The sequence below is a fragment of the Novosphingobium sp. genome (assembly GCF_025351285.1).
Lineage (GTDB): Bacteria > Pseudomonadota > Alphaproteobacteria > Sphingomonadales > Sphingomonadaceae > Novosphingobium.
This window is the reverse complement of the sequence record NZ_JANXWG010000134.1, coordinates 54085-77001: the sequence shown is the minus strand read 5'-3', so window position 1 is coordinate 77001 and position 22917 is coordinate 54085. Positions and strand designations below refer to the sequence as shown.

Annotated in this window: 22 protein-coding genes; 12 read left to right on the top strand and 10 right to left on the bottom strand. The window is 66.3% G+C overall.

Annotation, left to right across the window (positions count from 1 at the left end; genetic code table 11):
- Positions 1-121: 121 nt before the first annotated feature.
- From Q0R16_RS16445 to Q0R16_RS16425, 5 genes are all read right to left on the bottom strand, one after another.
- A complete protein-coding gene (locus tag Q0R16_RS16445; protein ID WP_295638568.1) occupies positions 122-1417 on the bottom strand; it encodes a pilus assembly protein CpaE in 1296 nt (431 codons plus the stop codon).
- 3 nt (positions 1418-1420) lie between these two features.
- Complete coding sequence (locus Q0R16_RS16440) at positions 1421-2056, bottom strand: CpaD family pilus assembly protein (protein WP_295638565.1); 636 nt, start codon at positions 2054-2056, stop codon at positions 1421-1423.
- Positions 2057-2082: 26 nt separating this feature from the next.
- On the bottom strand, positions 2083-3816 hold the full coding sequence (locus Q0R16_RS16435) for a type II and III secretion system protein family protein (protein ID WP_295638562.1): 1734 nt from the start codon (positions 3814-3816) through the stop codon (positions 2083-2085).
- A gap of 1 nt (position 3817) precedes the next feature.
- Positions 3818-4954, bottom strand: a complete 1137-nt coding sequence (gene cpaB, locus Q0R16_RS16430; RefSeq protein WP_295638559.1) for a Flp pilus assembly protein CpaB — start codon at positions 4952-4954, stop codon at positions 3818-3820.
- A gap of 95 nt (positions 4955-5049) precedes the next feature.
- Positions 5050-5544, bottom strand: a complete 495-nt coding sequence (locus Q0R16_RS16425; RefSeq protein ID WP_295638556.1) for a prepilin peptidase — start codon at positions 5542-5544, stop codon at positions 5050-5052.
- 206 nt (positions 5545-5750) lie between these two features.
- Between Q0R16_RS16425 and Q0R16_RS16420 the strand changes: the two genes are divergently transcribed.
- The 3 genes from Q0R16_RS16420 (at position 5751) to Q0R16_RS16410 (ending at position 9830) form a co-directional block, all read left to right on the top strand.
- Positions 5751-6734, top strand: coding sequence for an alpha/beta hydrolase (locus tag Q0R16_RS16420; protein WP_295638553.1), 984 nt, complete (start codon positions 5751-5753; stop codon positions 6732-6734).
- On the top strand, positions 6734-7843 hold the full coding sequence (locus tag Q0R16_RS16415; RefSeq protein ID WP_295638550.1) for an FAD-dependent oxidoreductase: 1110 nt from the start codon (positions 6734-6736) through the stop codon (positions 7841-7843). The genes Q0R16_RS16420 and Q0R16_RS16415 overlap by 1 nt, the downstream gene beginning before the upstream one ends.
- A 208-nt stretch (positions 7844-8051) precedes the next feature.
- Positions 8052-9830 (top strand): GAF domain-containing protein, encoded by a 1779-nt coding sequence (locus Q0R16_RS16410; RefSeq protein ID WP_295638547.1) that lies wholly within the window; start codon positions 8052-8054, stop codon positions 9828-9830.
- Between the two features lie 10 nt (positions 9831-9840).
- Here Q0R16_RS16410 and rnhA read toward each other — a convergent pair whose 3' ends face one another.
- The 3 genes from rnhA to ispH are packed head-to-tail and all read right to left on the bottom strand — an operon-like array spanning position 9841 to position 12285.
- On the bottom strand, positions 9841-10290 hold the full coding sequence (gene rnhA, locus Q0R16_RS16405; RefSeq protein ID WP_295638544.1) for a ribonuclease HI: 450 nt from the start codon (positions 10288-10290) through the stop codon (positions 9841-9843).
- A complete protein-coding gene (gene thrB / locus Q0R16_RS16400) occupies positions 10287-11294 on the bottom strand; it encodes a homoserine kinase (RefSeq protein WP_295638541.1) in 1008 nt (335 codons plus the stop codon). The genes rnhA and thrB overlap by 4 nt, the downstream gene beginning before the upstream one ends.
- A gap of 7 nt (positions 11295-11301) precedes the next feature.
- On the bottom strand, positions 11302-12285 hold the full coding sequence (gene ispH / locus Q0R16_RS16395) for a 4-hydroxy-3-methylbut-2-enyl diphosphate reductase (protein ID WP_295638538.1): 984 nt from the start codon (positions 12283-12285) through the stop codon (positions 11302-11304).
- A gap of 132 nt (positions 12286-12417) precedes the next feature.
- Here ispH and Q0R16_RS16390 point away from each other — a divergent pair, with 132 nt between their 5' ends.
- The 9 genes from Q0R16_RS16390 to tatC all read left to right on the top strand — a co-directional run bounded on the left by Q0R16_RS16390 (position 12418) and on the right by tatC (position 20255).
- On the top strand, positions 12418-13101 hold the full coding sequence (locus Q0R16_RS16390; RefSeq protein WP_295638535.1) for a hypothetical protein: 684 nt from the start codon (positions 12418-12420) through the stop codon (positions 13099-13101).
- A 166-nt stretch (positions 13102-13267) separates the two neighbouring features.
- The gene (gene argS, locus Q0R16_RS16385; RefSeq protein ID WP_295638532.1) at positions 13268-15016 is read left to right on the top strand and encodes an arginine--tRNA ligase; all 1749 of its coding nucleotides are present in this window, start codon (positions 13268-13270) and stop codon (positions 15014-15016) included.
- A gap of 2 nt (positions 15017-15018) precedes the next feature.
- Complete coding sequence (locus Q0R16_RS16380) at positions 15019-15882, top strand: SPOR domain-containing protein (protein WP_295638529.1); 864 nt, start codon at positions 15019-15021, stop codon at positions 15880-15882.
- A 214-nt stretch (positions 15883-16096) separates the two neighbouring features.
- Positions 16097-17125 carry a beta-N-acetylhexosaminidase gene (gene nagZ, locus Q0R16_RS16375; protein WP_295638527.1) on the top strand — a complete coding sequence of 343 codons (1029 nt, stop codon included), beginning with the start codon at positions 16097-16099 and terminating at the stop codon, positions 17123-17125.
- Positions 17126-17175: 50 nt separating this feature from the next.
- Positions 17176-17949: a ScpA family protein gene (locus Q0R16_RS16370; protein ID WP_295638581.1), complete on the top strand. Its 774-nt coding sequence runs from the start codon at positions 17176-17178 to the stop codon at positions 17947-17949.
- Positions 17946-18551 (top strand): SMC-Scp complex subunit ScpB, encoded by a 606-nt coding sequence (gene scpB / locus Q0R16_RS16365; protein ID WP_295638577.1) that lies wholly within the window; start codon positions 17946-17948, stop codon positions 18549-18551. Before Q0R16_RS16370 ends, scpB begins: the two co-directional genes overlap by 4 nt.
- 114 nt (positions 18552-18665) lie before the next feature.
- Complete coding sequence (tatA, locus tag Q0R16_RS16360) at positions 18666-18935, top strand: twin-arginine translocase TatA/TatE family subunit (RefSeq protein ID WP_295638525.1); 270 nt, start codon at positions 18666-18668, stop codon at positions 18933-18935.
- Between the two features lie 29 nt (positions 18936-18964).
- Positions 18965-19426 carry a Sec-independent protein translocase protein TatB gene (gene tatB, locus Q0R16_RS16355; protein ID WP_295638522.1) on the top strand — a complete coding sequence of 154 codons (462 nt, stop codon included), beginning with the start codon at positions 18965-18967 and terminating at the stop codon, positions 19424-19426.
- Between the two features lies 1 nt (position 19427).
- Positions 19428-20255, top strand: coding sequence for a twin-arginine translocase subunit TatC (tatC, locus tag Q0R16_RS16350; protein WP_295638519.1), 828 nt, complete (start codon positions 19428-19430; stop codon positions 20253-20255).
- On the opposite strand, the gene Q0R16_RS16345 is transcribed toward tatC, so the two are convergent.
- Both Q0R16_RS16345 and Q0R16_RS16340 read right to left on the bottom strand, forming a co-directional pair.
- The gene (locus Q0R16_RS16345) at positions 20252-21913 is read right to left on the bottom strand and encodes an amidohydrolase (protein ID WP_295638574.1); all 1662 of its coding nucleotides are present in this window, start codon (positions 21911-21913) and stop codon (positions 20252-20254) included. The genes tatC and Q0R16_RS16345 overlap by 4 nt on opposite strands.
- Positions 21914-21942: 29 nt before the next feature.
- Positions 21943-22869 (bottom strand): NAD(P)-dependent oxidoreductase, encoded by a 927-nt coding sequence (locus tag Q0R16_RS16340; protein WP_295638516.1) that lies wholly within the window; start codon positions 22867-22869, stop codon positions 21943-21945.
- Positions 22870-22917: the final 48 nt, after the last annotated feature.

The following is a 22917-nucleotide window of genomic DNA, read 5'->3' as shown; positions in this document are numbered from 1 at the left end:
GAATAGCCGAGCACGAGCGTTATCATGACGCCCACCGCCAACAGCATGATCTGCACGATAGTCATGGGTCTGTCCGCTTCCTGCTCACGTTATGATGTGGTCATTCGAAGGCATGGCGCGATCACGCGCTCTCGGCTGCGGCGGCGGCCCTGGCCTTGGTCGACAGCAGCGACTTGAGATCGATCTTGCCGAGCAGCGACTTCTTCTTGTCCGCCACCACCTCGGGCACGGCGGCGCCGCTGTCGTCGATCGAACCGATCACCGCTTCGCCGATCTGGCGGATCGCCACCGCCGCCTTGGCCGAGCGGTTGGCGGCGATGAAGGTCTGGCCAAGCTTGGCGGCATTGGCCGCGGCCTTGGCGTCGAACGGCACCAGGAAGTTGATCTTGCGTTCGATCGAGGCTTCGAAGTCCGACTTGCTGATCTCGCTGACGCCGGGGTGGATCTTGTTGGCGACCACGATCGTGCGCGCCTGACTGGCGTTCGACTTGAGCCATGACAGCAGCCGGATCGCATCGCGCGCGCCGGCCAGCGTCAGCTCGGTCGTCACCACCACCACGTTGATGTCGTTGATCAGGTGCGGGAAGTTGATCAGCATGTTGCGCGGCAGGTCGATCACCGTCATCTCGAAAGCCTGCCGGAATTCCTCCTGCAGCTGGATGAAGGCGGCGCCGTCGGTCATCAGCGGAGCGCTGATCGGCGCTTCGGCCGACAGGATCGCCAGGTTTTCATTGGCGCGGATCATCGCGCGTTCGATGAACAGTCCGTCGATGCGGCTGGGGTTGTCGATTGCGTCGGTCAACCCGCGGCCCGGTTCGAGATCGAGCGCGAGCGCGCCGGTGCCGAAATGGATGTCGAGATCGAACAGCGCGGTCGACAGCGACTTGTCGCTGCTGAACATCCACGCCAGCGACGTCGCCAGCGTCGATGCGCCGGCACCGCCGCGCGTGCCCACCACCGCCAGCGATGTGTGGCGCTTGACGACGTGCGCATCGTGACTGTGTCCGCGCGGCGCGGCGAAGATCGCCTGCGCCTGGACCAGCGTATCGCGCACCACGTTGGGCGAGAGCGGCTTGAGCAGGTAATCGTGGATGCCCGAGCCGAGCAGATCGCGGTACAGCCGCACATCGTTGACCTGGCCGACCGCGATCACCACCGTGCCGGGTTCGCAAACCTCGGCCAGCGCGTTGATATCGCTCAGCGGATCGCCGCTTTCCGACAGGTCGACCAGCAGGATGTTGGGGCTGGCGCTGACCGACAGCGACTGGATCGCGTTGCGCAAGCCGCCCTTGGCGCAGCGTTCGGGCTGCCACCCCATGTCGACCGCGACCGAGCGCAGCACGTCGAGGCTGGCCTCGTCGCATACGAACGAGGCGAAGTTGTCGCGGTTTCCACCCGATTTCAAAGACGCACTCATGGCTCAGTTCCCCCCGGTCGAAGCTGCCTTGAGCCCGCCTTCGCCGGTCGGCTTGGCGGCACGGTAGCTGTCGATTGCCTTGCTCGAGCTCATCACCACGGTTTCGCCGTTGCCGGTCGCGCCGTGGATGAGATGCTCCTTGTCGGCGACCATGGCCGCCAGGTTGCCGTTGATCGCGCAGCCGTAATCCTGCGACGTCGCGTTCTTCGGATTGAAATCGGATTTGCCTTCCCAGTCGGGGCAGCCCGGTACTTCGGCGGTCACCCGCGTGACCACGACCCGCGCGGTGCCCGCACTGACATAGCCCGGGGTGATCGGCGCATTGCTGGCCAGCAGCATGCCGTAGCGTGCCGCCACGCCCTCGACCGAGGCGCGCGTGGCGCCCGATTGCGTCGGATCGTCGAGCGCGATCTTGTCACCGTAGCGCAAGTTCATGCCGCCGAACCAGCCGGCGAGGCGCCGCGCTTCGGCCGCGGTCAGCCCGCCGCCCGCGTCGGTGTTGAGGTCCATCACGTAGGAATTGCGCTGGACGATCGGCTGGTGAACCGAATCGAGGCTGCCGTTCTGGGCGATGCCGCCGCAGGCACCGAGCGCGAGGCTGAGCGAGAGTGCGACTCCAGCCGCCGCGATACGTGTCATTGTGTTCCGCATGGCGAATTCCCTTCTCACTTGAGGTCGAAGCCGGGGGTGGCACCAGATCCATTCTTGGCAGCTTGCTTGTCCGGCTTGCTGCGCCGGTTGTCCGCGACTTGCGCCGGGGCTTGTGCGGGCAGTGCCACAGGCTGGTCGTTCAGCCCCACTTGCGGGCCGGGCTGGCCGGTTCCCGATTGGACCGTACCGGGCTTTTCGCTCGGCTTGGGCCGATCGCCGCCAGACTTGCCGTTCTGCAACTGGTTGCCCAGAATGCGCTGGAGCTCGTTGGGGGCGCTGTAGCCGTCGGTCGGCAGCTTGATGTCGTTCGCGTCGACCGGGTTGACCAGGTACGGCGTGACCACGATCACCAGTTCGGTCTGGCCCTTCTGGAAGTTGGTCGACCGGAACAGCGATCCCAGGATCGGCAGGTCACCGGCGCCGGGGGTCTTCTGGATGGTGTTGTTGGCGTTGTTCGACAGCAGGCCCGCGATCATGAAGCTTTGGCCCGAACCCAGCTCGATCGTGGTTTCGGCCTTGCGCACCGACAGCGCCGGAACGGTGAAGCCGTTGATCGTGACCGCGCCGTTGTTGGTCAGTTCGCTGACTTCCGGAGCGACCCGCAGCGAGATCCGGCCGTTGGCCAGCACCGTGGGGGTGTAGGCCAGGCTGACGCCGTACTTCTTGAACTGGATCGTGGTGGTGCCCAGGCCGTTGCTGACCGGGATCGGGTATTCGCCGCCCGCCAGGAAAGTTGCCGTTTCACCCGACAGCGCGGTCAGGTTGGGCTGCGCCAGCGTGGTCGACAGGCCGATCTGTTCACCCAGATCGAGCGCGGCGAGGATGCCCAGTCCGAACAGGTTGCCCTTGAGTGCGAGCGTGGCCAGCCCTGAACCGGCAGTGGCGACGCTGGTTCCGGGCAGTTGCGCCCGGACCGAGTTGGGATCGATCAAGCCGTTCGTAAGGTATTTGATCTGGGCCGGGTCGTAGCCAAGGATCGAGGGGTTGTTGCCCACGCCGAGCGGGTAGGGTGAATACGAGTTCGGGTTGATTCCGGTCAGCACCTGGCCGTTTGCGATGTAGCTCGACGCGCCCCGGCCCTGGCCGATCCCGTACTGGAAGCCATTGTTGCCGTTGATCGTCGTCAGGTTGCTGTTGATCGTCTTGCTCAACGAGCGGTTCACTTCGGCGAAGCGCACTTGCAGGTTGACCTGCAGCGGCGTTGCGGTCCGCAGCCGGCTGATCACGTTGACCTTGTCGCCCACGAAGGCCTTGGTCAGGCGTTCGGCTTCGGCGGCATCTTCGGGCGCGGCGATCGTGCCCGTCAGCAGCACGGTGCCGTTCATGGTGTTCACGTGAACCTTGGCATCGGGCATCGCCAGGCGCAGCATGTCGTCGATGCTGTCCATGTTCGAACCAACGCGCAGCGTGGCCGACCAGATCACCTTGCCATGCGCATCGCTGGCATAAAGTGTGGTTTCACCCGGCGCCTTGCCGAAGACGTAAAGCTGCGAGGCGGACTTGACCTGGACGTCGGCGATCGTCTCGTTGGCGACCCAGACTTCCTTCATGGCCGCGGGCAGCGAAACCAGTTGGCCCTTGCCGATCGACAGCACGATCTCGCGGCTGGGTCGGCTGACCGTCTGCGCGAAGGCGCCGTCGGTGCCGATCGCGGCCAGCGGTGCGATGACCGCGAGGCTGGCGAGCAGTGCGGGTGCGAAACGCTTCTTCATGCGCTTGCCCTCTTTCACGAATGGATCCCGGTTCATCTCAGTTCCCCCCGACCGTCACGGTTTCGGTCGTCTTGCCGCGGGTGATCTTCACCGTCGGCGCTTCCATCACGATGATGCCGCCCCCGTGCCGTGCACGTCCGTAAATCTTGACCCCGCCCCCAGAGCCGCCAGCGCCTCCCGAACCGGCCATGCCGCCCGAAGCGCCACCGGCACCAGGTGCGCCGCCGCCCATGAAGCCGCCCAGCGCGCCGGCCATGGCCGAGCCGAACGAAGACACGGCCGCCTTCATGCTGGCGGGACGGGGCAGCGTGCTGCGGGCAAAGCGCGAAACATCACCGCCGGTGCTGAAGCTGGTGCTCGATTCCATCGGCTTGTCGAGCGCGGCCTTGAGCAGGCGTTCTTCCTGCTCCTTGTTGGCGCCTGCGGGCAGTTTGACGTTGTTGGCAGCCAGCGCGTGCTCCAGGTCGGCCGAATTGTCGGCGATCGAGCGCAAGGTCAGGCTGATCGAGCCGAGCGTTTCGGCTACCGCGATCTTTTCCGCCAACTTGGGGGTCACTTCGAGCGTGACCGTGCTGGCGAGGCGAACTTGCGATTTGCCGTCGATGATCACCGTCTCGGGTGTCTGGTCGGTGGCGAGCACGCGCAGGTTCTTGAGGATGGTCTCGGTCGCCTTGAACGAGGCATCGCTGCCGTCGCCCTTGACCGACTGCGTGAGCATCAGGTCGATGTGATCGCCCGGGAAGATGAAGCCGGCCACGCCGGTGCGTGCCGAAACCGGGATGGTGACAGCGCGCATGCCTGGCCCCAATGCAGCAGCGAGAAAGCCGCGATCGCCCGGCTTGACCAGCGAACCTTGCGTCAGCGGCGCGCCGGCGGTGATCTGGTTGCGGACCACCGTGCCGAGCAGCTTGGTCATGTCGGCCTCGCCCTCGAGGAAGTAGGCGTCTTGCACCAGCTCCTTGGGCCAGGGCTGATAGCTGACCGAATCGGCGGTGATGATCGTGCCGAGCGGGAGCGCGCGCTGTGCCACCAGGACTTTGGGGCCCTTGGGCACTTGTGCCGCGGCTGCGGCCTGGGGTGATCCCGTCCCGTTGAACAGCGAACGTGCCGCCAGCGCAGTGCCCAGCGCAACCACGAGCGCGCTCATCAGCAGCATCAGCCTTTTCTTGTCCATGGCTTGTTGTCTCGCCCCTAAAAATTCTGGCCTAAAGATCCTGGTTCGAATGAACCGTCGACCGGCAGTGATCCGGCAAAATGGTTAAGATTTGCCTAGCCGATCAGGCTTTGCGCATTGCCTGCCTGGGGCAGGTAATGGGTCGCCATGACCAGAAGTCCGGCCGAAGCGATTGCTACCCCGTAGGGAATCTTGAGCTTGTCGCGCTGGCGGCGCATTACGTGCCACGCACCCAGCACTACGGTCAGCACGCCGCCGATCAGCGACATGTACAAAAGCAGTTGCATGAACGGTTGCCACGGCAGCCACAGCGCCAGCGCGGTCAGCAGCTTCACATCGCCGCCGCCCATCACGCGCAGTGCGAACATTCCGCACAGCACCGCGAAGGCCGCTAGCGCGACGCCCAGTTGCATGGCAACGCCCGGATACAGCGAAAGCCCGCTCGCCCACCAGAATGCAGGAGCACCCATTGCGATCGCGGCATTCAGCCAGTTGTCGATCTGGCGCCGACGGATATCGGTTACCGCAGCAACCGTGAGTGCGATTGCCAATCCGCCGAGCAGACCGTAGACAAGATGCTGAGAGCCCATGAGGGGTTTTGTTAAAGCCGACAGCTTACCAAACAGTAACCAAGACCTGACCCGCGTTGCTGCGTTGGCGCGTATGGCAACAAAGCTATCGAACGACCGATCAAATGGGGGCCTTCCAACAGATGCAGCGCGAACCCGGGCCGCGAGAACCTGGTTTGCCCGAAGGGGTGTCTGCCGGAAGCACGGATGGGTCCGCATCCACCGGTGTGTTCGCCAAAGCGTTCGACGCCCGCGCAATTCCTGCCGCCGCGCACGAAGGCCACTGGATCGCGCCCGATGGCAGCTTCATCCGGCGGATCGACTGGGCGCCTCTGGCTGGCAAACGCGTGCGCGGATCGCTGCTGTTTCTGCCGGGGCGCGGCGATTTCTACGAAAAATACCTCGAAGCGCTCGATCGCTGGCACCGCCTCGGCTGGCGCGTGACCGCGCTCGACTGGCGCGGGCAAGCGGGATCGGGGCGCAACTCGGACCATCCCGTCTTTGGCCAGATGACCGGACACGTCGAGGATTTTGCGGTGTGGATCGACGACCTTGCCGCGTTCTGGGCGGAATGGTCGGTCGAAACGGTGGTGCCGGGGCCCAAAGTCATCGTCGCACATTCGATGGGTGGGCACCTGGCGTTGCGGGCGGTGGCCGAACGGCGCATCGATCCGGTGGCGATGGCGCTGAGCGCGCCGATGCTGGGCTTTGCCACGCCCGGCCCGGTGCCGCTGCTCCACCTGGTGGCGCTGGCGATGTGCCGCTTCGGCGATCCGGCGCGGCCGGCGTGGAAGTGGAGCGAAAAGCCGGGCCAGAAGGTCTCGCGCCGCGCCTCGCTGCTCACGCACGATCCCGCGCGCTATGCCGACGAGATGTTCTGGCGCGAGACCCGGCCCGATCTGGCGATGGGCCCGGGAAGCTGGCGCTGGATCGAACGCGGATACGCATCGATGCGCGGCCTGTTCGCGCGCGGGGTGCTCGAATCGGTGGAGACGCCGGTGCTGCTGCTGTCGGCGCGTCACGACAAGCTGGTCGATTCGCGCGCGATCGGACGCGCCGCCAAGCGCCTGCCGCGCGCGCAACTGGTGACCTGGGACGAAGCTTACCACGAACTGCTGCGCGAGGAGGATGCTGTGCGCAACGAAGTGCTGCGGCGGATCGATGATTTCTTCGATCGGCTCGCTCCGGTTCAGCAAGCGCCGCGCGCATGATGGCTGATCGGTTTGATATTGCCATCGTCGGCGCTGGCATGGCCGGAGCCAGCCTCGCCGCCGAACTCGCCCCTCATGCGCGCGTGCTGGTGCTCGAAGGCGAGGACACGCCCGGCTACCACACCACCGGACGTTCGGCAGCGTTCTGGCACGAGACCATCGGCGGGCCCGGCGTGTTCCCGCTTACTGCGGCGTCCGGTCCGTGGCTGGCCGAGCATGGATTCCTGTCTCCGCGCGGCGGACTGCACATCGGCCGCACCGCGCAGCATTCCTTGGCCGAAGCGTTCGTGGCGGAATTCCGCGCGGTGGGAGCGCGGATCGAACTGATCGGGCGTGACCGGCTCGACGGCATCGTCCCCGGCCTGCGCCCCGACTGGACCGTGGGCGCGTGGGAGCCCGAATGCGCGGATATCGACGTGGCCGCGATGCACCAGCACTACCTTGCCGAAGCGCGCCGCGCCGGCACCGTGGTGCGCGTGCGCGCGCGCGTCGAGGCGATCGAGCGCGAAGGTGCCGGCTGGCGGCTGGGCTGGCGTGGCCAAGAACATGGGAGCGAGGCGCGCGCGGACAAGGTGGTCGACGCGGCCGGCGCATGGGCCGATCCGGTCGCGCAAATGGCCGGCGCCCGCTCGATCGGCGTGGCGCCGATGCGGCGTTCGATGGTGCAGTTGCGGATCGATCCGCCGCCGCCGCCCAACCTGCCGCTGACGCTGTCGTTCGACGAGGATTTCTATTTCCGTCCGCAGGGCGATCGTCTGTGGCTTTCACCGCACGACGAAACCCCCGACGTACCGCGCGACGCCGCGCCCGAGGAGCTCGACATCGCCCTGGCCATCGACCGGATGGAGCAGGCGGTCGACTGGAAGGTGCTCGCGCTCGAACGCCGCTGGGCCGGGCTGCGCAGCTTCAGTCCCGACAGGCTGCCGGTGATCGGCTTCGATACGGGCGTGCCGGGGCTGTTTTGGTTCGCCGGCCAGGGCGGCTTCGGTATCCAGACCGCGCCGGCGGCAGCGCGGCTGGGCGCGCAACTGCTGCTCGGACAGGAACGCGATGCGATGACCGAGGGGATCTCGGCGGAGGTTTACGACCCGACGCGGTTTTCTGCGTAACATTGGGGCAAGTCTGCCCTGCGAGACCGAATGGTGCATTTCGGGACACTTCTGACCGCCGATTCCGCGAAAAATGCAGCGGCATTCTGAGCAGGCAGGCGTTCGATTGTGTCGGCAACCACAACAACGGTGTTATTTCCCGGCTAACGCGATACCATTCGAAGCAAAGGAGCCGATATGCTCCAGTCTTGGCGAGGAGGAATCGGCGATGCAGGTGCGCTTCTGGGGAACGCGCGGCTCGATTGCGAAGCCGGGACCGACCACGGTCCGCTACGGCGGCAACACTTCTTGCGTCGAGTTCGTGACCGCCAAGGGCACGCGACTCGTCATCGACTGCGGCACTGGCGGGCATGAACTGGGGCAGGCGATCATGCGCGAAGGCAAGCCTTCGCGCGGGCACATGCTGATCAGCCACACCCATTGGGATCACATCCAGGGCATTCCGTTCTTCACGCCGTTCTTCGTGCCCGGCCACGAGTGGGATCTTTATGCGCCGCAAGGCTTCAGCGAGTCGCTCAAGGACACGCTGGCAGGCCAGATGGAATATACCTATTTCCCGGTAACGCCCGAGGCCTTCGGCGCGACCGTGCGCTACAACAACCTGGGCGAAGGGCGCTTCGTCATCGACGATATCGTGATCCAGACGCGCTACCTGAACCATCCCGCGCTGGCCTTGGCGTTCCGCATCGAATGCGACGGCGCGAGCGTGATCTACGCCTGCGATCACGAACCGCACGCCGCCGACGTGGCGCACGGTGAGGCTGTGCTGGAAGGCGAAGACCTTGCGCACGCCCAGTTCATGACGGGCGCCGACCTGATCATCCACGATGCCCAGTACCTGCCGCAGGAATACGCGGCCAAGCGCGGCTGGGGGCACAGCACGCTCGATTATGCGGTGCTGATCGCGCGCACCGCGGGCGCGCGCCGGATCGCGCTGACGCACCACGATCCGATGCGCACCGATGATGATATCGACCGGGCGCTCGAGCGGTTGCGCAACGCGGCGCCCGATGGCGGGCCGGAAATCATTGCTGCGGCGGAAGGCCTGATCCTCGAGATCGGCAGCGCAAGCGCGGGTCCGCTGCCGGTGGATACAACGAATGCCATGGCGGCGATCCGCAGCGGTCCGTCGGCCGAACGCGCCAACTTGCTGCTGGTCGCGGCCAGCGATGACCTGGTCGACCGTATCGCGCGGGCCGTCAGCGACGAGCCGGTGGAACTCACCCGGGTCCGCAGCGAAAGCGAAGCGCTGGCGCTCGTCAAGAAGCTTCAGCCGGGGTTGATCCTGGTCGAGGACGGCATCGAGACCGGGGAAGGCCTGCGCACGGTGGTGTCGATCAAGCCCGACACGTTCCTCCCGCTGGTGCTGCTGGGCGGGACCGGGCCGACCGGCAACGACGCGGTCGACCGGCTCGACGAGCCATGGTCGGTCGAATATGCGCGCACCCGCATCCGCACCTGGCTGATGCGGTCGGAATGCCATTGGATCCGGGCGCCGATCCCCGATGACGAAACCGCGCGGCTCGCGGCGCTGAAAGCGTTGGGGGTGCTCGACACCCCGCCCGAAGACCGGTTCGATCGCACGACCCGGCTGGCCGCAGCGCTGTTCAACGTGCCGGTGGCGCTGGTCAGTCTGGTGGACGCCGATCGGCAGTGGTTCAAATCGTGCTTCGGGGTGGAGATCTGTGAAACCCCGCGCGAAACCTCGTTCTGCGCGCACGCCATCGCGGCCAAGTCGATGCTGGTGGTGCCCGACGCGCTGGCCGACGAACGCTTCCGCGACAACCCGATGGTAGCCGACGGCCCGCGCGTGCGGTTCTACGCCGGCGCGCCGATCCGCACGGCCGACGGGCACCTGGTGGGCACGCTGTGCATCCTCGATGTGCGGCCGCGCGATCTGTCCGAAGCCGAACGCGGCCTGCTGCTGGACCTGGCCGCGACGGTGGAGGGCGAACTGGCGCGCCAGCCCACGCCGTTGATGATGTGATGGGGGTTCGCTAGCGCCCCACCGCCATCGCCGCGTCGCTTGCCAGCTTGTCGACGCGTTCGTTCTCGGTATGGCCGGCGTGGCCCTTGACCCAGATCCAGTCGATCCGGTGCGGCTTGGTGATCGTGACCAGTTCGCGCCACAAGTCCTCGTTCTTCACGGGCTTCTTGTCGGCGGTGCGCCAGCCGTTCTTCTGCCAGCCGAATACCCATTTGGTGATGCCGTCGATCACGTAGCGGCTGTCGGTGTGGAGCTTGACGCGGCACGGCGATTTGAGCGCGGCCAGGCCCTTCATCACCGCCATCAGTTCCATGCGGTTGTTGGTGGTCTGCGGCTCGCTGCCCGAGAGTTCCTTTTCAGTGACCTTGCCGTCGACTTCGATGCGCAGGATCGCGCCCCAGCCGCCGGGGCCAGGGTTGCCCTTGCACGCGCCGTCGGTGAACATCTCGATCGGCTTCATGCGAACAGTCCTGTATTCGATGGGTCGGCGTAAAAGGCTATCCGGCGCGCGCAAGCCATCGGGTCCTTGCGCGTGACGAGCGCATCGGCGGGCGTGTTGAGCCAGTCGTAAGCGCGGCTCATGGTGAAACGCATCGCCGCGCCGCGCGCGAGGATGGGAAGTGCGGCGCGCTCGGCCGGCAAGAGCGGGCGCACCGATTCGTAGCCAGCGATCAGCGCAGCGGACAATTCTGGGCGGAAGTGATGGCCGTCGTTGTCGAAGCACCATGCCGCGTGCGTCACCGCAAGGTCGTAAGCGGTCAGGTCGGTGCAGGCGAAATAGAAGTCGATCAGACCGGTGACGGTGTCGCCCAGCATCAGCACGTTGTCGGGGAACAAATCGGCATGGATGACCGAACGGGGCAAGTCGGTGGGCCAGGCCTTGGCCAGCAGCGGCAATTCGTGCGCGACCAGTTGCGCAAGGTCCGGGTCGATCGCGCGGAGGCCGTCGTCGCCGCAGGCCTCGGCCAGCCGCTGCCATTCGGCAATGCCCATGGCGTTGGCGCGGGCTGCGGGGAAATCGGCGGCGGCAAGGTGGAGCCCAGCCAGCGCGGCGCCGACTGCATGGGTCTGTGCCGGCGTCGGCTCGCTCACCGAAATGCCGGGCAGGTATTCGATCAGCGCCAGCGCGCGCACCCCACGCACCGGATCGGAGCGCAGCCGGTAGAGGTTGCCCTGCGCGTCATGGATCGTGCGCGGCACCGGGCAGTGCTTGTCGGCAAGATGATCGAGCAGCGAGAGGAAGAACGGCAGATCCTCGATCTCGATGCGGAATTCGTACATCGTCAGGATGAAACGCTGCGGCCCGCTCTTGCCATTTGGGCCCGCATTCCCGGTGGTGTCGATCAGCCAGTTGCTGTTGGAAACACCCTCGGCAATGCCCTTGGCGGACGTGAGTGTGCCGACATCGAACTCGGCGATCAGCGCGGCCATCTCCTCGGCGCCGATCTGCGTATAGACAGCCATCGAAACCTCAGGCGACGAGCTGGCGCGGCAGTTTGAACACCATCGTTTCCTCGGCGGTGGTGACGGTCTCCTCGGTGATCGTCCGCCACTCGGCGATGCGTTCGACCACTTCGCGCACCAGCGCCTCTGGCGCCGACGCTCCGGCGGTGAGGCCGAGCGTGGTGACGCCCTCGATCCACGCCGGGTCGATTTCGGCCGCGCGCTGGATCAGCCTCGCCGGAGTGCCGCCGCGCTCCGCGACTTCGACCAGCCGAAGCGCGTTCGAGCTTTCGGGCGAGCCGATCACGAGTAGCAACTGGCAGCGCGATGCGATTGCCTTGACCGCGGCCTGGCGGTTCGATGTCGCATAGCAGATGTCTTCGGCGCGCGGGCCGACCACGTGCGGAAAGCGCGCGCGAATCGCGGCGACGATCTCGGCCGTATCGTCGACCGACAACGTGGTCTGCGTCAGGAACGCGAGCGGCGCGCCTTCGGGCACGGCCACGGTGGCCACGTCCGCAACGGTTTCAACCAGCGTCATCGCGCCTTCGGGCACTTGGCCCATCGTGCCGATCACTTCGGGATGGCCGGCGTGTCCGATGAACAGGATGTGCCGCCCGGCTTCGACCTGGCGTTCGGCCTGGCGGTGCACCTTGCTCACCAGCGGGCAGGTCGCGTCGAGCCAGTCGAGCCCGCGCGCGGTGGCCGATGTGGGCACTTGCTTGGGCACGCCATGCGCCGAAAACACCACCGGGCGGCCATCGGGCACGGCATCGAGTTCATCGACGAACACCGCGCCCTTGTCCTTGAGCTGATCGACGACGAAGCGGTTGTGGACGATCTCGTGCCGCACAAAGACCGGCGCGCCGTAGCGCTGGAGTGTGCGTTCGACGATCTCGATCGCGCGATCGACGCCCGCGCAAAAGCCGCGCGGGGCGGCAATGAGGAGGTCGATCGGGGGCAAAGCTGCGCCATCGCTGGCGGAGCGCGATGCTGGAAAGCTGGCGTTCATGGCGCGGCCCTTAGCATCTGCCTGCCGTCCGGGGAACCATTGCCGAAGGGCGACACGTTGCGTAGAGGGGGCGCATAAAATTGCGGCCTCCGCTAGCGCGGACCGGCCACCCGCGTTCTGAGGACTTGTTCGATGCTTCAATCCGCCCCCAGGTTTTCGACCGCCCGAATCGCCTTCGCAGGCATTCCGCTGCTGGCGCTCGCGCTGTCGGCTTGTGCGAAGAACAAGGGTGAACTGGTGGTCGACGATGGCGTGGGCGTCACCGCGCTGCGCAGCGCCTGCCCGGCGGTAGGCATCCCCGACTACACCGGCGACGTCACGCTGTTCTCGGCGCCCGACCGCACCGATGCCGGCGCGATCGACGTCACCGCAACGATGACCAACTTGCGCAGCACTTGCGACGACCAGGGAGATGCCGCAAAAATCTACACCATCGCCAGTTTCGACGTGCTCGCCACCCGCACCGATGTGCGCGGCGCCCGGCGGGTGCAGTTGCCGTACTTCTCGACTGTGATCCGCGCGGGCAACAACATCGTCGCCAAGCGCGTCGGCACGGTTACGCTCGATTTCGCAGATGGGCAGGCCCGCGCCAGCGCGCATGCGCAGGCCGGCAGCTATGTCGATCGCAGCGAAGCCACCTTGTCGCGCGACATCAAGGACAAGCTCAACCGCAAGCGCAAGGCCGGCGACACCGACGCAGCGATCGACCCGCTGGCGCAACCCGAAGTGCGCTCGGCCATTTCCAAGGCCAGTTTCGAACTGCTGGTAGGCTTCGCGCTCGACCAGAAGCAACTGGCGTACAACGTCACGCGATGAGTCCTAAACTCCAGTCATGCTGAACTCGTTTCAGCATCCATTTTGCCGATTCAACCGTCGGTGGTTGGGGAGAAATGGACCCTGAACCAAGTTCAGGGTGACGGATATGGTAACGTCGCCAGTCCCAAGCTTTCCCCACGCGGCCAAACCCGCTAGGCGCGCGATCATGTCCGCACCAAAGACCCTGTTCGCCGCCTTTGCCGATCACGTAACCGCCGCCACCGCCGAACTGGCGCGCGCTGGCGTCCTGCCGCAAGGCCTCGACACCGGCAATGTGACGGTCGAACCGCCACGCGATCCTGCGCATGGCGATCTTGCCACCAACGCGGCGATGGTGCTGGCCAAGCCCGCCAAGATGAACCCGCGCGCGCTGGCTGAAGCATTGTCGGTCGAACTCGCGAAGATACCCGGCGTTGCCGGCGTCAGCGTGGCGGGGCCGGGGTTCATCAATCTCAAGCTCGACGATGCGCTGTGGATCGAAGAACTGCGCACGATCGGCACAGCGGCGGCAGATTACGGCCGTTCGAGCATGGGCGGTGGCAAGACGGTCAATATCGAATATGTCTCGGCCAATCCGACCGGGCCGATGCACATGGGCCATTGCCGCGGCGCGGTGGTGGGTGATGCGCTGGCGACACTGCTCGAATTTGCCGGCAACACGGTGATCCGGGAGTATTACGTCAACGATGCCGGTGCGCAGGTCGATGTGCTCGCCCGCTCGGCGCACGTGCGGTATCGTGAAGCGCTCGGCTTCGAAGTGGGCGCGATCCCTGAGGGGCTGTACCCCGGCGAATACCTCATTCCGGTCGGCCAGCAACTCGCGGCCGAATTCGGTGACAAGTATGCCGCCGCGCCCGAAGCCGAGTGGCTCGTCCTGTTCCGCACCCGCGCGGTTGCGGCGATGCTGGTGATGATCCGCGCCGACCTGGCGCTGCTCGGCATCCACCACGATCTGTTCTCGTCCGAGGCCGAATTGCAGGCGGCGGGCAAACCCGAACTCGCCGAAAAGTGGCTGCGCGCGCACGATCTGGTCTACGATGGCGTGCTCGAAGCGCCCAAGGGCAAGCTGCTCGACGATTGGGAGCCGGTGGCGCTGCCGCTGTTCCGCTCGACCAGGTTCGGCGATGACCAGGACCGCCCGATCAAGAAGTCCGACGGCAACTGGACCTATTTCGGCGCCGATCTCGCCTACCACTTCCAGAAAGCCGAGACCGCCGACGAACTGGTCGATATCTGGGGCGCGGACCATGCCGGCACGGTCAAGCGGATCAAGGCTGCGGTCGCGGCGCTGACCGGGGCGGAGGGTGCAACCCCGAAATCGTTCGAGGTCAAGCTGGTGCAGATGGTCCAGCTCATGAAGGGCGGCCAGCCGTTCAAGATGTCGAAGCGTTCGGGCAATTTCGTCACGCTGGCCGACGTGGTCGAGATGGTGGGCAAGGACGTGGTGCGGTTCACCATGCTCAGCCGCAAGCCCGATGCGCAGATGGACTTCGATTTCGACAAGGTGGTCGAAGCGTCGAAGGACAACCCCGTGTTCTACGTGCAGTACTGCCACGCGCGGATCTGCTCGACCATGCGCAAGGCCGCGGCCGAGGGGCTGGGCCCCGATGCCGCCGATCTGGACCTGCTGGGCGAGGAGGAAGTGGCGCTGATCCGCATGGCCGCGCAGTTTCCGCGCCAGGTCGAAGCCGCCGCGCAGGCGCGCGAACCGCACCGGATCGCATTCTATCTCTATGAACTGGCGGGCGCGTTCCATGGTTACTGGAACATCGGCAACGATCGGCCGGAAAAGCGGTTCATCCTGACACGCGATGGTAAAACCAGTTCCGCGCGGCTTTTCCTTGCCGCGCAAATTGGGCAGGTAGTACGCAACGGGTTGGCCCTTCTGGGCGTAGAAGCCGCGCAGGAGCTTTGAGGATGATCGATCAGACCGGCCACGGCGGCGACGAAAAGGGTCACGAACCCTGGGATGATGCGGCGCAAGCTGCTCCCGAAGATCACGCAGCGGCGTTCGGAAGCGCTGCGCATGATCCGGAAAACCATGATCGGCTTGCACTGGGTGAGGACGAACGCCTGCCCTGGCTCGATTCGGCCGACGATGTCGATCACGAACCGCAGGATTCGGGCCGCATGGCCGGCTTTGTCATGCTCGGCCTGCTGACGCTCGGTGCGCTGATCGGTGGCATCTACTGGGTTAGCCACAGCCAGACACCATCGGCGCAGGCCGATGGCAGCCTGATCGAAGCGAGCAAGGCGCCGTACAAGGTCGAGCCCGCCAATCCTGGCGGCAAGACCTTCGAAGGCACCGGCGATTCGAGCTACAAGGTCAGCGAAGGCAAGCATCCCGATGGCAGCGCCGGCGCCATGACCGCCGGCGCCATGACCGCGGGCGCCAAGGCCGCCGACGCCAAAGCCGCGGCGGACGCGAAGTCCGGTGCAGCCGGGCCCGCCGCTGCAAACACCGCCGCTGCAAACACCGCCGAAGCCAAGCCGCCAGAAGCCAAATCTGCGGTCAAATCCGCTGCTGCGGGTTCTGGGTCGCAGGGCGGGGTCGGCGTACAAGTCGGCGCTTTCTCCAGCCATGCCGCCGCCGAAACCGCGTGGAGCAAGTTGTCCTCGCAATATTCCGCGCTTTCAGGCCACGGCCACCGCATCGTCGAGGGCAAGGCCGATATCGGCACGGTCTATCGCTTGCAGGCGCTCGCCAGCGATGCGGGCGCGGCCAATGCGTTGTGCGGTACGTTGCAGGGCGCGGGATTGCATTGCCAGGTCAAGCCTTGACCGAATAAGCCAGAACGGTGGTAATTTTCGGGGCCGATGCTCCAATGTGGTGCTAGGTCCGGTATTCAATGTTGCATGAGCGCTGGGGGGCGCTCGGGGGCGCGCGGGGTTTCATGCCCCTGCGCGCCTTTGCAGTTGTCGATACCTGGCCTATCCACATCACATGACGCCCGCCCGCTTGCCGCAGCCCCGCCGATTTGCCAGTTGAGCGGGCATGGTTCCGGCAATCTTCGGGCTTTCGGGCCTCACCCTCACCGCGGACGAGCGCGCGTTTTTCGCTGACGCCGATCCGGCGGGGTACATCCTGTTCGGCCGCAATATCCAAGCCCGATCGCAAGTGCGCGCGCTCACCGATGAACTGCGCGCGATCCACGGCCGCGCGCGCACGTTCATCTGCATCGACCAGGAAGGTGGCCGCGTCGCGCGGATGAAGCCGCCGGTGTGGGCGGCTTACCCGACCGGCGAAGCGTTCGACCGGCTTTATGATCTGGCGCCGATCAGCGCGATCGAGGCGGTGCGTGCCAACGCCCACGCGCTCGGGCTCGATTGTGCCGAAGCCGGGATCAGCGTCGATTGCCTGCCGCTGCTCGACGTGCGGGTGCCTGGCGCGCACGACGTGATCGGCGATCGTGCCTACGGCTCCGAGCCGCTGCGCGTGGCGGCATTGGGCCGCGCCGCGCTCGATGGCCTGGCGCGCGCGGGGGTGGCGGGCACGATCAAGCACATGCCCGGCCACGGCCGCGCGGGCGCGGACAGCCACAAGGAATTGCCCACCGTTACCGCCAGCGAGGCCGAACTCGAAACCGATCTGGCGCCGTTCAAGGCGCTGGCCGGGGCAGCGATCGCCATGACCGGCCACATCCGCTTCACCGCCTGGGATGCCGAAAACCCCGCCACGCAATCGCCCTTCGTGATCCACGAGGTAATCCGCAAACGCATCGGCTTCGACGGGCTGCTGCTGACCGACGATCTCGACATGGAAGCGCTCGACGGCAGCGTGCCCGAACGCGCCGCGCGCGCGGTTATGGCGGGGTGCGACATCGCGCTCAACTGCTGGGCGCGGATGGACGATATGGTGGGGATAGCCAAGGCCCTGCCGACGATGCGCGAAGCCACTGCCACACGGCTCGACCGCGCGCTGGGAACGACGCGCGATTTCGCAATTCCGGTGGATATGGGGCCCCAGGCCGATCTTTTCGCCAAGCGCGATGCCCTGCTCGCGCTGGTCGGTGCCGCAGCGTGAACGATGCGGACCTGGCGGTGATCGCGGCCGAGCCCGATCCTGACTGGGAACTGCTGGCGTCCCCGCCTTCGGACCATGCCACGCCGGACAAGGCCGCGCTGCATCTCGATCTCAATGGCTGGGAAGGCCCGCTCGATCTCCTGCTCGATCTCGCGCGGCGGCAGAAGGTCGATCTGCGCACGATCTCGATCCTCGATCTGGTCGATCAGTACCTCGCCTATATCGATCGCGCGGGCATGATGCGGCTGGAGCTGGCGGCCGATTACCTGGTGATGGCGGCATGGCTGGCCTATCTCAAGTCGCTGCTGCTGCTGCCGCACGATCCGCTCGTGGAACCATCGCCCGAGGAACTGGCGCTGCGCTTGCAACTGCGGCTGCAACGGCTGGCGGCGATGCGCGAATCGGGTGCGCGGCTGATGGCGCGCGATCGGCTGGGCCGCGACGTGTTCGCGCGTGGCGCGCCCGAAGGCTTGCGCGTGGACAAGCGGCACCGCTGGACTTGCGAATGGTTCGACCTCGTCGCGGCTTATGGCCAGGTCAAGGCGCGCAGCCAGCCGGTGGTGCACATGGTGCGCGAACGGCCGGTGATGACGCTCGAATCGGCGCTGGCGCGGGTCTCGGCGCTGTTGGGCGTGGCGCTCGACTGGCTCGATCTGCGCGCGTTCCTGCCCGCGCGGAGCGAGGCGGGTTTTGCCGATCCGCAATTGCGGCGCTCGGCGCTGGCCTCAAGCTTCGTCGCTGCGCTCGAACTGGCCAAGCAGGGCAAGGCCGAAATGCGCCAGGCCGAACCGTTCGCCCCGTTGATGCTGCGCGCGGCGCGATAGTGCCCGGCGAACTGGTCCGTGCGGTCGAAGCGGCGCTGTTCGCGGCGACCGAGCCGATGACCCCGCAAGCCATCGGCGCACACCTTGGCGGCGCGGATGTCCGCGAGGCGCTGGCCGAAATCGCGGCGCATTACGAAGGGCGCGGGATCGAACTGGTCGAACGCGGGGGCCGCTGGCATTTCCAGACTGCAGGCGATCTGGCGCACCTGCTCCGGCCCGAACGCGAGGACCAGCGCAAGCTGTCGCGCGCGGCCACCGAATGCCTGGCGATCATCGCTTACCACGAACCGGTCAGCCGCGCGGAGATCGAGGCGATTCGCGGGGTGCAGACTGCACGGGGCACGCTCGACGTGCTGATGGAAGCCGGCTGGGTCCGCGTGGCCGGGCGGCGTGAAGTGCCCGGGCGCCCGGTAATCTTTGCAACCACGCCCGACTTTCTCGCGCACTTCGGGCTCGAATCGCGGCGCGACTTGCCGGGGATCGAGGATTTGCGCGCTGCCGGGCTGCTCGATCCGGTCGACGATGCGTTCGCGGCGCTGGTCGATGGCGACTTGACCGCTGCGAAGGATCACGCGACCGAGGCCGTTGAAGACGCCGAATGATTGATGTGCCGGGGAACTGGCGCTACGCGGCCCGAAGCCCTATCTAGGGGTTTCGGAGGCATGACCGGGCAGGCCAGGTTGACGATCGGGCTGGCCGCCTGAAGGAGACATACGATGTTTGGACTATCTCCGATTCACCTGCTGCTGCTGGCGCTGGTCGTGCTGGTGCTGTTCGGCCGCGGCAAGGTATCCGAATTCATGGGTGATTTCGGCAAGGGCATCAAAAGCTTCAAGGAAGGCATGAACGACGATACGTCGCACGTGGTGCCGCCCGCCAGCCAGATCGCCCCGCCGGCGCCTGTCGCGCCCGTTCAGGCAACGACCTCGCAGCCGGTGAACGAAGCCGTGCCGCCGCACAGTCCGTCGCAGGGCCCGGTCTCCTGATCCGGCTTTCGCAGCGCCGCTGACAGCCCATGTTCGATATCGCGCCTTCCGAATTGCTGGTGGTGGTGCTGGTGGCGATCGTCGTCATCGGCCCCAAGGACCTGCCGATCGCGCTGCGCACCGCAGGCAAGTGGATCGGCAAGATGAGGCGTATGTCGGCGCATTTCCGTTCGGGCGTGGAAGCGATGATCCGCGAAGCCGAACTCGAGGAAATGGAAAAGAAGTGGCGCGAACAAAACGCCGCGATCATGGCGCAAAGCGGAGCGACGCCAGCGTCTGAACCAGCGTCTGATCCAGCGGCGGCGCCCGTGGCGCAGCCTGAACATCCAGCGGCATCGGCTGAAGCAGGCGTGCCGGGTCTCGGCCTGCTGAGCGCTGAAGAAGCCGAGCAGTTCCACGCGCATTTGCCCGTAGCCACGCCAGCTTCGTCACCTGCTCCGCCACAACACCCACCGACGTCATCAGTGGCCAAGGCCGAGGCTGCGACCTGACATGGCCATCAAATTCCGCGACATCGACGATAGCCAGGCGCCGCTGCTCGATCACCTGATCGAACTGCGCCAGCGACTGCTGAAGTGCGTCTATGCGCTGGTGATCACGTTCGCGATCTGCATGACTTTTTCCGACCGGATTTTCGTGATCTTGGTTCACCCGCTGGTCAAAGCAGGGCAGCCGCGGCTGATCTACACGAAGCTCTATGACGCGTTCTTCGTCAATGTGAAGGTGTCGCTGTTCGCCGCTTTCCTGATCAGCTTCCCGGTGATTGCCAACCAGCTCTGGGCCTTCATCGCGCCCGGGCTCTATTCGCGCGAGAAGAAGGCGTTCCTGCCGTTCCTCATCGCCACGCCGATCCTGTTCAGCATGGGCGCGAGCCTTGCCTATTTCGTGATGATGCCCATCGCGTTCCGCTGGTTTCTGGGATTCCAGGGTGCGAAGGGCGGCTTGCAGGTCGAAGCTCTGCCCAACGCGGCCGATTACCTCAATCTCGTCATGCACTTCATCCTCGCGTTCGGGGTCAGTTTCCTGCTGCCTGTGCTGCTGATGCTGCTCAACCGCGCCGGGATCGTCAGCCGTGCGCAGTTGGTACGGGCGCGGCGCTATGTGATCGTGGGCTGTTTCGCGGTGGCTGCGGTGGCCGCGCCGCCGGACCTGGGCAGCATGCTGATGCTGGCGTTCCCGCTGGTGCTGCTGTTCGAGGGCACGCTGGTCGTGATGCGCTTCATCGAGAACAAGGAAGCCGAAGAGCGTGAAGCCGCCGAAGACGCCAAGCTGGTGCCCAATCCCGCAACGCTGCTGAGCGAAACGCCGCCCGCGCCCTAGCGATCCCTGGTCGGTTTGTTCACCGGCTGCCCGGTCGAATAGACCTTCCCCCCGCCGATCCAAACTTCGAGCACCCGTGTGGCGCGAACCTGCGCAGGGGATGCCGTCATCGGATCGGTATCGACGAAGATGAAGTCGGCGCGCAGCCCGGGGGCGATCCGGCCGAACTTCTGCTCGGCAAAGCCGGCGTAAGCCGCGCCGCTGGTGTAGCCGGCCAGCGCTTCGGCGCGGGTCACGCGCTCTTGCGGTTGCCAGCCACCTGCGGGCTGCCCGTCCGGCCCCTCGCGCGAAATCGCCGCTGCCAGCCCCGCGAACGGATCGGGCAATTCCACCGGCGCGTCGGACCCGAACGCCATGTGCGCGCCCGATGTCAGCAGCGAATGCCACGCATAGGCCCCCGCCAACCGCGCCGGACCAAGCCGCGCTTCGGCCATCTGCCGGTCCGAAGTCTGGTGGACCGGCTGCATCGAAGCGACCACGCCGAGCTTGGCGAACCGTGCAATGTCGGCCGGATCGAGGATCTGCGCGTGTTCGATCCGCCAGCGCCGATCGCCCTTGTACGTCTGGTTCAACTGCTCGACCGAATCGAGCACCGCGCTGTTGGCACGATCGCCGATGGCATGGACCGCGACCTGGAAATGGTCGAGCGCGGCGCGGCTCATCAGGTTGCCCAATTGCGTGTCCGAGAGGCGCGGCAGTCCGGTGCCGGGTGCGTCGGCATATGGCGCCTTGAGCCAGGCCCCGCGCGAACCGAGCGCGCCATCCATGTAGAGCTTGACCCCGCCCATGTGCAGCCGGTCGCCGTAAAGCCACGGCGTCGGGCCCGATCCGCCGATCAGCGACATCGCCTCGGTGCCGCTGGCGTAGACCATTACACGCAAATAAAGCCGGTTGAGATCGCCCGCACGGCGCAGTGCCTGCCAGTCCTCGATGGTGGTGCCCATGTCGGCGGCAGCGGTGACCCCGCGCTTGAACAGCAGGTCCTGTGCGGTGGCAAGCGCGAGATCGCGGTCTTCTGCGCGCGGCAGCGGCACGATCTTGTCGACGAGGGCCGATGCATTGTCGACCAGCACGCCCGCTGGCGCGCCGCCCGCACTGCGCACGATCTGCCCGCCCGCGGGGTCCTTGATGGCGGCGGTGACCCCGGCGGCCTTGAGCGCCGCGCTGTTGCCCCAACCCGCGTGGCCATCGACGCGCTCGAGCCAGACCGGCCGATCGGCCACCGCCGCATCGAGTTCGGCGGCGGAGGGAAAGCGCGAGTTTCCGGCCGAGTCCTTGAGCCCCCAGATTTCCTGGTTCCACCCGCGCCCGATGATCCACGGCCGATCGGGGTGCGCGGCGGCGTAATCGCGGATCCTGGCCTGCGCTTCGGCCAGTGACTTCGTCTCGGACAGATCAAGCGTGAGTGCGGCGAAGCCCAGTTGCAGCAAGTGCAGATGCGCGTCGATCAGCCCGGGCAGCAGCACGCGGCCCTTGCCATCGACGCGGTATTGCGCGCGCGGCAGCTTGTCGCCCTTGTGATAGACCGCGAGGATCGTGCCATCGTCGCTGAAGCGGAAGGCGGTAAAATTCTCGACCCGTCCGTCGGCGGTGACGGTTTCGCCAGCCACGTTGTCGACCAGCGTATCGGCCAACGCCGGTGAGGCCGAGAGCAACATCGCCGCCAAAACGGCGCGAAAAGCAGTCTTCACGCCTTGGGGCCCTTGCGCGGCAGCCGCCGGATCAGCGCGCTGGTATCCTCGCGCCCGGCCCCCAGCGCCTGCACGTCTGCGTAGAACTGATCGACCAGCGCGCCGATCGGCACACTGGCGCCGAGCGCGCGCGCTTCGTCGATCGCCAGCCCCAGGTCCTTGCGCATCCAGTCGACCGCGAAGCCGAAGTCGAATTCGTCGTTGGCCATCGTGTGCCAGCGGTTGTCCATCTGCCAGCTTTGCGCGGCGCCGCCCGAAATCGCGGTATAGACCTTGTCGAGATCGAGGTGCGCGGCTTGCGCCAGCCGGATCGCTTCGGAGAGCCCCGCCAGCGCGCCGGCGATGCAGAACTGGTTGCACATCTTGGCAAGCTGCCCCGCGCCGGCCTTGCCGACATGGGTGATGCGGCTGGAATAGGCTTCCAGCACCGGCCGCGCGGCTTCGATCGCCTTGGCGGTGCCGCCGCACATGATCGACAACGTGCCCGCTTCGGCGCCCGATTGCCCGCCGGTGACAGGCGCATCGACGCACATGATTTCCTTGTCGCGCCCCTCGACTGCGATCTGCCGCGCGATCTTGGCCGAAACGGTGGTGTGATCGATGAACACCGCGCCGCGCCGCAACCGGGTGAACACGCCGGTGGGCCCGAGCACGACATCGGCCAGATCATCGTCGTTGCCCACGCAGGTAACCACCGCGTCGGCGCCGTCGGCGGCATCGGCGGGGGTGCTGGCGAGCCGCGCCTCGATGTTGGGGTGCGCTTTCTGCCAGGCTTCGAGCCGCGCGGGCGAGCGGTTGAACACGGTCAGCTTGTGCCCGGCGGCGGCGATGTGGCGCGCCAGCGGCGAGCCCATCACCCCGAGGCCGAGGAACGAGACGTTGAGCGAGGGGGCGGCGGCCGGTGCGGCGGGATCGGTAGTCATGATTTGGTGTTTAACCGCTTTGTGCCCAGCCGCCAGCCCTTCTTCGGT

Excerpts from the sequence above, each read along its gene's own strand:
- Q0R16_RS16445 (WP_295638568.1), bottom strand. The coding sequence starts at position 1,417 with ATGAGTGCGTCTTTGAAATCGGGTGGAAACCGCGACAACTTCGCCTCG.
- Q0R16_RS16440 (WP_295638565.1), bottom strand. The coding sequence starts at position 2,056 with ATGACACGTATCGCGGCGGCTGGAGTCGCACTCTCGCTCAGCCTCGCG.
- Q0R16_RS16435 (WP_295638562.1), bottom strand. The coding sequence starts at position 3,816 with ATGAACCGGGATCCATTCGTGAAAGAGGGCAAGCGCATGAAGAAGCGT.
- cpaB (WP_295638559.1), bottom strand. The coding sequence starts at position 4,954 with ATGGACAAGAAAAGGCTGATGCTGCTGATGAGCGCGCTCGTGGTTGCG.
- Q0R16_RS16425 (WP_295638556.1), bottom strand. The coding sequence starts at position 5,544 with ATGGGCTCTCAGCATCTTGTCTACGGTCTGCTCGGCGGATTGGCAATC.
- Q0R16_RS16415 (WP_295638550.1), top strand. The coding sequence starts at position 6,734 with ATGGCTGATCGGTTTGATATTGCCATCGTCGGCGCTGGCATGGCCGGA.
- Q0R16_RS16410 (WP_295638547.1), top strand. The coding sequence starts at position 8,052 with ATGCAGGTGCGCTTCTGGGGAACGCGCGGCTCGATTGCGAAGCCGGGA.
- rnhA (WP_295638544.1), bottom strand. The coding sequence starts at position 10,290 with ATGAAGCCGATCGAGATGTTCACCGACGGCGCGTGCAAGGGCAACCCT.
- thrB (WP_295638541.1), bottom strand. The coding sequence starts at position 11,294 with ATGGCTGTCTATACGCAGATCGGCGCCGAGGAGATGGCCGCGCTGATC.
- ispH (WP_295638538.1), bottom strand. The coding sequence starts at position 12,285 with ATGAACGCCAGCTTTCCAGCATCGCGCTCCGCCAGCGATGGCGCAGCT.
- Q0R16_RS16390 (WP_295638535.1), top strand. The coding sequence starts at position 12,418 with ATGCTTCAATCCGCCCCCAGGTTTTCGACCGCCCGAATCGCCTTCGCA.
- argS (WP_295638532.1), top strand. The coding sequence starts at position 13,268 with ATGTCCGCACCAAAGACCCTGTTCGCCGCCTTTGCCGATCACGTAACC.
- Q0R16_RS16380 (WP_295638529.1), top strand. The coding sequence starts at position 15,019 with ATGATCGATCAGACCGGCCACGGCGGCGACGAAAAGGGTCACGAACCC.
- nagZ (WP_295638527.1), top strand. The coding sequence starts at position 16,097 with ATGGTTCCGGCAATCTTCGGGCTTTCGGGCCTCACCCTCACCGCGGAC.
- tatA (WP_295638525.1), top strand. The coding sequence starts at position 18,666 with ATGTTTGGACTATCTCCGATTCACCTGCTGCTGCTGGCGCTGGTCGTG.
- tatB (WP_295638522.1), top strand. The coding sequence starts at position 18,965 with ATGTTCGATATCGCGCCTTCCGAATTGCTGGTGGTGGTGCTGGTGGCG.
- tatC (WP_295638519.1), top strand. The coding sequence starts at position 19,428 with ATGGCCATCAAATTCCGCGACATCGACGATAGCCAGGCGCCGCTGCTC.
- Q0R16_RS16345 (WP_295638574.1), bottom strand. The coding sequence starts at position 21,913 with ATGTTGCTCTCGGCCTCACCGGCGTTGGCCGATACGCTGGTCGACAAC.
- Q0R16_RS16340 (WP_295638516.1), bottom strand. The coding sequence starts at position 22,869 with ATGACTACCGATCCCGCCGCACCGGCCGCCGCCCCCTCGCTCAACGTC.